The sequence below is a fragment of the Sphingobacterium spiritivorum genome (assembly GCF_016724845.1).
GTDB classification, from domain to species: Bacteria; Bacteroidota; Bacteroidia; order Sphingobacteriales; family Sphingobacteriaceae; genus Sphingobacterium; species Sphingobacterium spiritivorum_A.
This window is the reverse complement of the sequence record NZ_CP068082.1, coordinates 5,117,654-5,129,651: the sequence shown is the minus strand read 5'-3', so window position 1 is coordinate 5,129,651 and position 11,998 is coordinate 5,117,654. Positions and strand designations below refer to the sequence as shown.

Annotated in this window: 10 protein-coding genes; 5 read left to right on the top strand and 5 right to left on the bottom strand. The window is 40.3% G+C overall.

Features of this window, described 5'->3' with window-relative positions:
• The first annotated feature begins 141 nt into the window (after positions 1–141).
• A complete protein-coding gene (locus I6J03_RS21990) occupies positions 142–441 on the top strand; it encodes a YgaP family membrane protein (RefSeq protein WP_003006521.1) in 300 nt (99 codons plus the stop codon).
• 99 nt (positions 442–540) lie between these two features.
• Here the strand turns inward: I6J03_RS21990 and I6J03_RS21985 are convergent, their stop codons facing one another.
• From I6J03_RS21985 to I6J03_RS21970, 4 genes are all read right to left on the bottom strand, one after another.
• Positions 541–1,635, bottom strand: coding sequence for an EamA family transporter (locus I6J03_RS21985; RefSeq protein WP_003006516.1), 1,095 nt, complete (start codon positions 1,633–1,635; stop codon positions 541–543).
• Between the two features lie 27 nt (positions 1,636–1,662).
• Entirely contained in the window at positions 1,663–2,136 is a 474-nt protein-coding gene (locus I6J03_RS21980) for an Lrp/AsnC family transcriptional regulator (protein WP_002994666.1), read from the bottom strand.
• A 186-nt stretch (positions 2,137–2,322) separates the two neighbouring features.
• The gene (locus I6J03_RS21975) at positions 2,323–4,188 is read right to left on the bottom strand and encodes a CocE/NonD family hydrolase (protein WP_003006513.1); all 1,866 of its coding nucleotides are present in this window, start codon (positions 4,186–4,188) and stop codon (positions 2,323–2,325) included.
• 52 nt (positions 4,189–4,240) lie between these two features.
• Entirely contained in the window at positions 4,241–4,771 is a 531-nt protein-coding gene (locus I6J03_RS21970; RefSeq protein WP_003006509.1) for an FUSC family protein, read from the bottom strand.
• A 213-nt stretch (positions 4,772–4,984) separates the two neighbouring features.
• Here I6J03_RS21970 and I6J03_RS21965 point away from each other — a divergent pair, with 213 nt between their 5' ends.
• The 4 genes from I6J03_RS21965 (at position 4,985) to I6J03_RS21950 (ending at position 10,413) form a co-directional block, all read left to right on the top strand.
• Positions 4,985–7,903, top strand: coding sequence for an FAD-binding and (Fe-S)-binding domain-containing protein (locus I6J03_RS21965; RefSeq protein WP_201694005.1), 2,919 nt, complete (start codon positions 4,985–4,987; stop codon positions 7,901–7,903).
• 90 nt (positions 7,904–7,993) lie between these two features.
• On the top strand, positions 7,994–8,620 hold the full coding sequence (locus I6J03_RS21960) for a hypothetical protein (RefSeq protein WP_003006500.1): 627 nt from the start codon (positions 7,994–7,996) through the stop codon (positions 8,618–8,620).
• A gap of 88 nt (positions 8,621–8,708) precedes the next feature.
• Positions 8,709–9,602 (top strand): hypothetical protein, encoded by an 894-nt coding sequence (locus tag I6J03_RS21955; protein WP_003006496.1) that lies wholly within the window; start codon positions 8,709–8,711, stop codon positions 9,600–9,602.
• Complete coding sequence (locus I6J03_RS21950; protein ID WP_003006493.1) at positions 9,586–10,413, top strand: alpha/beta hydrolase; 828 nt, start codon at positions 9,586–9,588, stop codon at positions 10,411–10,413. Before I6J03_RS21955 ends, I6J03_RS21950 begins: the two co-directional genes overlap by 17 nt.
• 671 nt (positions 10,414–11,084) lie before the next feature.
• On the opposite strand, the gene I6J03_RS21945 is transcribed toward I6J03_RS21950, so the two are convergent.
• Positions 11,085–11,756, bottom strand: a complete 672-nt coding sequence (locus I6J03_RS21945; RefSeq protein WP_003006491.1) for a DUF2490 domain-containing protein — start codon at positions 11,754–11,756, stop codon at positions 11,085–11,087.
• Positions 11,757–11,998: the final 242 nt, after the last annotated feature.

The window sequence follows — 11,998 nt, the reverse complement described above, 5'->3', positions numbered from 1 at the left end:
AAGATGTTCTGTTCTATAGTGATCATTATGTGATACCATAGCCGTAAGCAATATGATTTGAAAATTTAACTAAATTTTAGGATTCTCCTCAAAACATAAAATAAGACTATTTGTTATAAAGTTATAATAAAGGAGCAAATTATGAGCAATATATTGAATTTAGCTTTAGAAAAAGTCAAGGATAAATTGGACACAGGTTGTGTGGATGGAAATGTCGGTAATTCCGAACGTGTGCTGTCTGTAGTGGCAGGAGGATTTATTCTTGGTATCGGTATTCGTAATATTTTCAAAAGTCCGTTGACCGGATTCTCTACATTGACCCTCGGTGGCGCATTAGTGTGGAGAGGAGTGACCGGTAAGTGTGTGGTGAAAGATACGATAGCAAAAGCTACAGGCGAAAAGGATGTCACTGTAATCGAGCATCGTTATTTTGTGAAATAATACCGACGGGATCCGAAAGCATTATAAACAACAAAGCCATTGCAGATATGCAATGGCTTTGTTGTTATACTATATAAAATAACATCACTTATTTTATATCTAAAGAATTGCTTCTGAAGTTCTTTTGTCGGATTCTATATCCTGTATGCGAAGACTTTCTTTAGGGGCGATAACAGATTTTCTTCTAAAACCTTTATTGCGTATGGCCACTACTGTAGTATTATCCTTATACAGATTCCAGTTCATTAATAACACACTGATCAATACGACCACCAATCCGGAAATCTGCAAGCTGGTGACGACATGATCGGAGAAAAAGTAGGTGAGTATGACCGCCACAATCGGATTGACATACGCATATGTACTCACTTCAGTAGCCGGTCTGACCTGCAGTAACCAGATATAAGAGCTGAATGCAAGAATAGATCCAAATACAATCAGGTAAGCCAATGCCCACCAGTTGGCTGTAGTCACAGTTGTATAATCAAAGTTTGCATATTCGCCATTGCTCAATCCGACAATAGTAAACATAACACCGGCGATCACCATTTGCCATGCAGTCTTGACCATGACATGAAGGTCTTCTTTCTGATCAGCAGGTTGCTCTGCCGGTTTGCTTTCTTTTTTTGCACTATATTTAGAATACAATGATCCTACAGTCCAGGATATAGATCCGACGACCATAGCGATCATCGCCAGTACACGGACTGTTTTCTGAGAAGAACCATCGGATATCATCAATTGTTCACCAAATAACATCACCACGCCCAGGAAGCCTAAGAAAAGACCTACAATCGTAGGAACGCTGGTAAAGTTCTCTTTCCATTTGGATCTGTCCAACAGTACAAACCATATAGCAGCCGCCGCAGACATAATCGCTACAATTCCACTGGATATATGCTGCTCTGCCCAAATAACAGCAGCCATATCAATAAACAAAAGCAGAAATCCGACAACCAATGCGTCACGGACAGCTTTCTTTTGAAAGAGTTTGTATCCCTTGATTTTACAGTAGCTCATTAAAATAACACTGGCTGTTATAAAACGTAATGAACCTAATACAAAGGGAGGGAAGCTATGAAGCGCCTTTTCGATGAAGAAAAATGTAGATCCCCATACAATATATACGACTGCATAAGCTGCGATGACCATGGCACCATGGTTCGATTTTTTTAATGTTGCATTTGCCTGCATGATAAATACCTCCTTTATTTATTCCTGTTATTCAGGAATCACCACTTTTTGTTCTTCTTTGACCGTTTGTAAAACGATCGTCGTGCGGGTAGAAATAATTCCGTCGATCTTCGAAAATGTGTTTCGCATTAAATCAACAAGACCAGAGGAGTCATTTGTTCTTACCTTAATCAGGTATCCGTCATCTCCGGCGATATCATGTACTTCCTGTACTTCAGGAATCTCAGCAAGCAATATGCCTACACCTTGTTCACCGATAATGTCATTTGCCTTGATAAAGATAAAAGACAACAATTTTTGATCTACAGCAGCGGGATTGATCTTAGCATTGTATTGCAAGATAATATTCTTTTGTTCCAGCTTCTTTACACGTTCCAGAATTGCGGAAGGGGCCATGCCCAGTTCTCTTGCAATATCTGCATTGTTTGTACGTGCATTGTCCTGCATAATACGCAGGATCTGAAGGTCAATCTGATCTAAATTATATTCTACTTTTGCCATTCTGGTGCAAAGGTAAGTATTATTGAATAATATTCAAAATATTACGTGTATTTATGAATAATATTCTGACATTAAAATTATGTTAAGAATATTATGCGGAGTGAATTTAATTTTAATACTGATTTAATAGCTCTTATTGAGCTAATATGTTCATTTTTAATCCTGTATATACTGATGCCGGTGCCGTTAATTATTCAGCACCGGTAATGTGATATAAGAACTGTTGTGTACATCATGAAAAATGCGTTGTGTTGCCTTCTGAAAATCCTGAGGTTCGGCCTCATAGATATTCATAAACTTCTGTGGGTTTCTGTCCGCGAGAGGGAACCATGAATTTTGGATCTGTATCATGATACGGTGTCCTTTTTTGAATGTATGGCCGACATCCGGCAATGCATAATTGACTTTTGTGATCTGATTCGGGACAAAAGCTTCCGGCCTGGAAAAGTCATTACGGTATTTACCTCTCAGAATCTCTCCTCTGACCAGCATCTGATATCCGGCCATCATCGTATTTTTATTATTAGGACTATCCTCCGGATATACGTCAATAAGTTTTACCACATAATCGGCATCTGTGCCGGTCGTGGATACTACCAGATTCGCGATTACCGGGCCGGTCAACGTGATGTCTTCGGAAAGAGCATCCGTCTGATAAGTCATGACATCCGGTCGGGTAGAGGCAAAGCGCTGATCATCCACCATATATTCACGTGAACGGCTATCCCATACACCCGCCTGAAAAGGAACCGGATTATCCGGGTCGCTCACATACTCGTCCCAGCTATCTGTGCGCTGTACTTTATCAAAGGATAATTTGCCGTTCGGATGCAGATAGAGATTCCGTTGCTGCGTTTCTTTTGGAGGCCATGAACTGAATTTTTTCCATTCATTGCTTCCCGACAGAAAGATATTGGCTTCTGCTGCGTTAAAATTACCCTGACCTTTTAAATAATACTCGAAAAATGGCAGTTCCAGTTCTTCCTGATAATGTATGCTTGTCTTCTGATCAAACTGAATATCGCCAAAAGAGCTGCCATCCCCTCTTACCCATCCGCCGTGAAACCAGGGCCCCATGACCAGTATATTATTATTCTTCTTGTTTTGTTGCTCTATAGATTGGTAAGTCTTGAATGCACCGTAAGCATCTTCAGCATCAAAAAAACCACCGACTACCATTACAGCAGGCTGCACATTAGTCAGGTGAGGCGTAATCAGCCTGCTCTTCCAGAACTGATCGTAATCAGGATGTGCAAACAGATCATTCCAGAATTTGATGCTGTCCGCAAAATAAGTCTCTTTCAGATTTTTGACCGTTCCGGCATTCAGATAGAAGCGGTACTGATCTTTGATTGGAAACTCAAATCCTTTTGGCCCTTTATCCGGTGTGATCGGGTGCGGACGAGGTACGCCAAAAGTAGACATAAAGCGGAATGCATCCATCAGGAATAAGGCCCCGCCGTGGTGAAAGTCATCTCCGATGTACCAGTCTGTTACAGGAGCCTGTGGCGAAACCGCTTTCAGCGCAGGATGTGCATTCACAAGTGAAGCTGTAGAGTAAAATCCGGGATAGGAAATGCCGTATACACCTGCTTTTCCATTATTATTTTTGATGTTTTTAATCAGCCAGTCAATAGTGTCGTAGGTATCGGTGCTCTCATCGATGTCTTTCCTGGACGTATATTTACTTTGCTGAGGTCTGACGTCTTCAAAAGTTCCTTCACTCATCCATTTACCCCTGACATCCTGATAGACGAATATATATCCCTTGCGCATCATAGCCGGAAAATTGCCAAGCGTTTTTTTGTACTGTTCTGCTCCGTATGGAGAAACAGTATAGGGCGTGCGGTTTATCAGGAAAGGATATTTATTATTTGTATCTTTTGGAATATAGATGGCCGTAAATAATTTTACGCCGTCCCGCATCGGTATAAGTTGCTCAATCTTGGTATAATGTTCACGTACATAAGCTGAGTCTGTCAGTATATCCTGAGCAATAACATGGATATAAAGGACAAAAAAAGAAAATAAAAAAGTCGCTTTTAATTTCATAAGGAATAGATTGTGAGATTAAAAGTAGGAAGAATCATAAAAATATCAAAAATCAATCGGTATTAATATCCGTTTCCCGAACAAGATTAAGTTTACGCCGTAGTTTATTTATAAAGTAAGAAGTCACTAAAGTGACCATCAGACCAATGAAACAGCCCATTCCAACGGATAGGAATCGCTCAAAAGCGCTGAAGTAACTATGTTGTTGCTGTTCGTGTACCAGTACGATGATCAGGGCGACCATAGAGGTACGGGCCACCGTCAAAATATTAAAAAGCCGGCAGACAATAATAGACAGAATAATACCGATCAGCATCATGAAAACCTGATGTACAGGTATAAAATAACAGAACAAACCAATTACAGATCCGATAAAATTAGATTTGAACCGTTCAATAGCTAACTTCTTTGCATCCTTCTCTTCAGGAGAGATCACCAGTACTACGGAAATCAACATCCAGTAGAGTTCTTTTTCAGGAAACTTCCAGTAGATATAATACCCTATTCCAAATCCGATCAGACAGCGTAAAGCATAAATAATAAGATCTGAGCCTAAGCTATAACGCAGTAATTTATCTTTCATATTCTATTCAAAGGTATCAGTGCACATCCTATGGCGCAAATATAAAATGTAATTACAGGAGGAACAGGAATATTTTTATGGTTATGATGCAAGTTTTTGCGTTTTTTAGTTTTAGTTAGGGAAAATTACGCATAAATTAGCATTATCTTTAAGTCTTACACTTTAGAACTTTTGTTAGTAGCTTTGTGAGCTACCTTTTTTAATTTATTAAACGTGGAAAGTATACAATCACTAGACCATTTGAGCGACCTTCTTAACGGGGACCTTTATTATAACGATACAGCACAGCACCGTACAATTCGTATAGCTTATGCTACAGATGCATCAGTGTATCAGGAATTACCACTTGCAGTAGCGATTCCGAAAGACGTGCACGATCTGCACCTGCTTATGAGCTATGCTACAGCTATGGCAATTACACTGATTCCGAGAACTGCCGGTACCTCTCTGGCAGGACAGGTAGTCGGTAAAGGAATTGTAGTAGATATGTCCAAACATTTTACACACATCCTGGAACTGAATACCGAAGAGAAGTGGGTGAGAGTAGAGCCGGGAGTAATCCGGGATGATCTGAATGCCTACCTCAAACCTTTCGGGTTAATGTTCGGGCCGGAGACATCAACGGCCAGTAGAGCAATGGTAGGGGGAATGATTGGTAACAATTCAAGCGGACTTCACTCTATTGTATGGGGAGACACACGACAAAACCTTTTGTCGGCAAAGGTTCTCCTGGATGATCAGTCTGAGGTGGTGTTCGAGTCGCTGGATGAAAGTGCCTATTTCAAAAAATTGATTCAAAAAGATCGTGAAGGAGATATCTACAGAAAGATAAATGAAATCCTTACAGATGAGAAGAACCTGCAGGCTATTGAGAAAGGCTATCCTAAAAGATCACTGACCAGACGTAATACAGGCTATGCGCTTGATATGCTTTCGGATAAAACCCAACCCTTTAATATGTGTAAGCTGCTGGCCGGATCTGAAGGTACACTGGCAGTAGTTACAGAAGCCAAGCTGAAGCTTATGCCGCTTCCTCCCTGCGAATTAGGGTTATTATGTGTACATTTTGAGGATATGGTCGAGTGTATGCATGGTAACGTGGTTGCGCTTTCCCATCATCCCGAGGCGTCCGAGCTGGTGGACAAATATATTATGGATTTTACGGTCGGTCATCCGACCTATCAGCACAATCGCTTCTTTATAGAAGGCGATCCGCAGGCTCTATTGATTGTTGAGTTCAGAGGGGATACAGCCGAAGAAGTAGCACAAAAGGCATTATCACTTAAAGAAGAGCTGGTTTTCAGAGGATTAGGGTATGCCTATCCGTATGTGACGGGACCACAGACAGATCTGGTATGGGATGTGCGTAAAGCCGGACTGGGCCTGATCCGCAACCTGCCCGGAGATAGTCAGCCTGTCAACCTGATAGAAGATTGTGCAGTATCTCCCGAAGATTTGCCGGCATATGTCACGGATATTCAGAAATTATTACAGGAAGAAGCAGTGCACGCTTCCTACTATGCACATGCCGGAGCAGGAGAATTACACATAGAGCCTTTTGTCAATCTGAAGACTGCAGAAGGAAAGAAAACATTCAGAAGGATACTGGAACGTACCAGTGATCTGATACTTAAATATAACGGTTCCCTAAGTGGGGAACATGGTGACGGCCGGTTAAGAGGAGAGTTTATAGGTAAAGTTTTAGGTGAAGAAGTCTATGCTTTATTAGAGCAGGTCAAGCAGATATTTGATCCCAGAGGTATTTTCAATGCTAATAAAATTGTCAATACACCGCCTATGGATACGCATCTTCGTTATGACAATAATGATAACCGGACAGAGATTAAGACATACTTTGATTTTAGTAAAGATGAAAGTATACTGAGACTGGCCGAGAAATGTTCGGGTTCCGGAGATTGCCGTAAAACAGAGATCACCGGAGGTACTATGTGTCCTTCTTTTATGGCAACACGACGAGAAAAAGATACAACCCGGGCACGTGCTAATGTCCTGCGACAATTTCTTACGAACTCTACCCAGACCAACCGGTTTGACCATGAAGAGCTTAAGGAAGTCATGGATCTGTGTCTGAGCTGTAAAGGCTGTAAAACCGAATGCCCTTCCAGCGTGGATGTGGCTAAAATGAAAGCCGAATTTCTGCAGCATTACTACGATGCAAACGGGTCCTCCTTTCGTACAAAGCTGATCGCTAACTTTACCAAGTCGCAGCAGCTGGGCGTGGCGGTGGCGCCGTTGTATAATCTGGTGGTCAAAAGTGATTTCCTGTCCGGGATAGTAAAACGTGTAGTTGGTTTTGCAGCTCAACGATCACTTCCTACAGTGGGAGGTACTACATTGAGCTCGTGGGCAAAAAAACAATCTTATAGCAGCGGCACGAATAAGAAAGTATATCTTTTCAGTGATGAGTTTACAGAATACAATGATGTAGAAATCGGTAAAACAGCTTATAAACTCCTGGTGGCATTAGGCTATGAAGTAACCATCCCTAAGCATGTAGAAAGTGGACGTACCTACCTGTCAAAAGGTTTCGTAAAAGATGCCAAAGTATTGGCAAACAGGAATGTCTCCCTGCTCAAAGATATTATATCCGAAGCCACACCTCTGCTGGGTGTAGAACCATCCGGTATAATTACTTTTAGGGATGAATACCCTTCCTTAGTAGATGCTGATTTAAGAAGCGCAGCATATGAATTGGGGAAAAATGCGCTTATGATTGACGAATTTCTGGTTCGTGAGATCGAGGCGGGACGTATTCATAAGGAACAGTTTACATCGGCTTCCAAAAAGATAAAATTACATGGACATTGTTATCAGAAAGCATTCAAACTGGTGAAAGCTACGGAAACCTTACTTTCCTTCCCGGAAAACTACGAGGTAGAAGTGATCCCATCCGGATGCTGTGGTATGGCCGGCTCATTTGGTTATGAAAAGGAACATTACGAAGTTTCGATGCAGGTAGGAGAATTAGTATTGCTTCCTGAAGTGCGTAAAACAGATGCATCGACTCTGATTGCAGCAGCAGGTACTTCCTGCAGACATCAGATCAAAGATGGGGCAGCGAGAAAATCCTATCATCCGGTAGAGATCTTATATGAAGCATTGATCAAATAATCTTTGTTCATACAACAAATGAAAAACAAAATGAATATCTTGGTGTTTTACAGTAAAAAGTAATTAATTGTTAAATCAATATTAATCAATATGAACGTTATAAAAAGTTTATTTGGCATTAGTGTTTTGGCTTTAGCTGTTGGATGTGGAGACTCCGCTAATAAATCCAAAGACGGTACAAAATCAGGAGAGGTGGCTCTTCATCAGCTGGCAGATTCAACAGATGCAAAGAAACATTTCTATTTTACAATTAAGGAAGATGGTGCATCCGATTCGTCTGTTTTTTATGTAGCCAAAGGGTTGTACAATACGGATACGGTAGGACTTCGACTGGAAGTACTATCAGATATTCAGCCGGGTATCAATGCAGATGGTACACCTAATGAGGATAATGGATTCCGAAAAGGTGCTATCAAGATTTCATCATTGGGAGCTCAATCCGATGCGTTTGTAAAAAGTGCAGCTCACTTGTTCAAAATACCGGAAAACAAGCCGATGTTGAGTTCTCCGATATTGCCGACTGTATTCTCTTCTAATAAAGGTAAAGTCGATCTGACGAAAAACGGAACATATAGCTTCAAATTATTCTTTGATATTCCGAATGATAAGCAAGCTGAGGTGTTTGCCGTGATAGATACGTACAAAAATTCATTTGAGATTACTGAAAAGGATTCTACATTTCGCACTCAATTCTTAAAAGCCTTTACTGGTGAATAAAGGTTTTGGAATGATATAAATCAGGGAAGGGATGCCATAAGGTGTCCCTTCTTTGTATAGTTAATTTGTAAATTATGTTGTTGTATATATGCGTATTCGTTATCTGATCCTGATCCTTGTTATTCTAAAAAGTTGTGCGATTGAAGCACAACAGTCAAACCTGACTGTCAGCAGAAGCAGTCTCGGCAAACTTACTGATCCCAGAATGCAGGAAGCTTCAGGTTTGGTCGCTTCCTTTGTAAATAAGCAGCATTTCTGGACACATAATGACAGCGGAGACGAAGGGCGCATTTTTTTAATCGATAATAAAGCCAGACTCCGGGCAATTTACACTTTGGAAGGTGTAGACGTTGTAGATTGTGAAGATATCGCATGGCTTGAAATAGACGGAGATCCTTATCTGTTGCTGGCTGATATTGGTGATAACTTAGCACACAGATCTTTCGTCACTTTATATCTGTTTAAAGAACCAATGGCGGATACTTCCCGACTCCTACATCGTATTCCTAAAGAACAGATCCGTCACATTCAACTGCGGTATCCGGATAAAGCCAGAGATGCTGAAGCCATTATCGTCCTTCCGGAAAACAATCAGATCATGATCTTTTCAAAGCGCGATTTCAGAACGGGTATTTATGTTACGGATGTATTGGGAGATTCTTTGGAAAATAAGGACCAGCTGCGAAAAGTTGGCGAGCTGCCTTTTAACTTTATTACTGCGGCAGACATTTCGCGTGACGGACGCCAGTTGATTATGAAAAATCTGACGAATGTCTATTACTGGAAACTGGATCCCGCTGCAGGAATCCTTGAAAATCTGAAGAAACCATTTGAAAAACTTCCATATAGTCCCGAACCTCAGGGTGAGGCTATTGCATTCGATATGGATGGCACATGTTTTTATACGCTTAGTGAACAACCTTTTGGTTTAAGTTCTTATCTTTATCAATATAAATTCTACAACTATGACCAAAACCATTAAACACATTTTGTGGACAACGCTGTTCTTTACTTTTTGTCAGTTGACATATGCCGCTCAGGTAGATACATTGAGCATTCAGAGTGTGCGTATGAATAAAAAAATTAAAACGGTCGTAATCCTTCCTGATAATTATCAAAAAAGCACATCCCTTCCTGTATTGTACCTGTTGCACGGTTGGTCAGGAAGTTACAGTAACTGGGTAACCAAAGTTCCGCATATCAAACAACTGGTAGATCGGTACAATTATATCGTAGTGTGTCCGGACGGAGGATATGACAGCTGGTATTGGGATATCGAAGGTCAGCCGAACTATCAATATGAAACATTTGTTTCCGGCGAGTTGGTCAGCGAGATAGACAGGAAGTATCCAACCTGTAAAGATCGTTCAGGCAGAGGTATTACAGGATTAAGTATGGGGGGGCATGGCGCTCTTTCTCTGGCATTTAAACATCAGGATGTTTATGGTGCTGCAGGAAGTACTTCAGGCGGAGTCGATATTCTGCCATTTGCAAATAACTGGAGTATTAGAGAGCGTATAGGTACTCAGGCGCAAAAACCGGAAGAATGGAGCAAAAGATCAGTTATTGAAATGACTCATCTGCTTACACCCGGAAGTCTTAAATTGTTTATCGACTGCGGTTACGGGGATTTTTTCTACCCGGTAAATGTGAAGTTGCATGAAAAGTTACAATACCTTAATATCGAACATCATTTCCTTACATTACCAGGAAAACACGATTGGAAGTACTGGGCGCAGTCTATTGATTATCAAATGGCCTTCTTTAATCAGTTTTTTCATCAGGAAATTTAAAAATTTTGTCCGATATGAATAAATAATTTGCTGATTTAAATAATAGTATGCATATTTGTGACAGAGAAACCATACTAATTACATTATAAACTTATTCAAAACCAGGTCTTACGTCAGTTAAGGCCTGGTTTTTTTTTATTATAACCATTTTCTCTTTTTCAAGGAGAGATGCCCGAAGGGCAGAGAGGTTAAATAATAAAAGTGAGAAACTTCACCCTAAAAAGAGTAACGGGAGAGCTTTAGCATGGATAAGTGTTGCTGATCGCGTCTGCCGGTGTCCTCACCGGCAATATGATAATTCTGGTTTTATCATTTGGCGGGGACGCCAAATGACGCTGATTTGAGTTCTTAACCTTTCATAATCGTAAAAGCCAAACCTCTCCCTAACCCTCTCCTTGAAAAGGGGAGGGAATAGGTTCCGTTTTTAAAGTCTGTAAATATTTTAGATGTTATAGTTTCCTTTTGATTTCCAACTTAAAAAGGAGAGTAGGTTGGCTTTATAGAAGCGTTACTATAATCTTTTCTTTCTTTCTAAAGGAGAGATGTCCGAAAAGCAGAAAGGTTAAAATGTAAGCTTATAACCTCTCCCTAACCCTTCCGACGAGTGGGAACAGGATCTCCTTAAAAGGAGAGGGAATAGGTTTTGTTTTCAAACCCAGCTCTGCAAAATATTAATTTGCGAAAATATTGGAAGTAAGCATCCTTACCTGTAATAAGTTGCGTTTCCTTTCTCCAAAATGCTGATTGAGCAAACCTGCTTCTACTCTTATTTTAGGACTTACAACATAACCATAGAGTCTGTTTTGGTCAAAGACTTCTTTTTTCATGTTGATAAATACCTCATTATATGCACTGAAATACACTGTCTTAGGTTTCATCTCCGGTGCCGAAAGCGGTACATTGACACTTAGAAAATAGCGCATACGCAGATCGGTACGGTTTCGCATAAAGCGTTGTTCAAAGCGGTAACGATGACTTATCGCCACTCTTCCAAACTTTTGCTTAGTGAGGAATTGCTGATAAATGCGATGCTCTGAAATCTGTTCAGGAATCAGACCATCTATATCCTGCAATACATAAGCGTATCCCAGTAAAAGATTGTTGTTGTTTTCAGAAAGATCATATCCTATACCCGATCTTAAAAGCAACTGATCCAGATCTCCCATAATATTGTGATTCCGATATTGAAAATCATAACTCAATACCCATCGTTTAGCAATCTTTTCATCTCCCATAAGGATGTACCATGCACCCAGATCTTCAGAAGAAGCTGATTGTGCGGCTGATGGTGTCGCACTAAGCATAAGGAGTAAAGCGGAAATCGTCGTAAATATAAATTTCATAGTGATGTAACTAAAGAATGGCTGTAGTCAGCATCAAAAATAAAATAATCCCTGAATAACATATTTACTACCGAAGAATGATATGGAATTGTTACATGTTCAAGATTCTTATTTCTGATAGTCAATGAAGCTGTCTGATAATAGCATTAATCAGAAAAATCTACACAAAAGATTTCGATTAAAGGATTGATTATTAGTTTTTGGTTATGAAATATAAATGAAAACAGACGCCTGATTATATT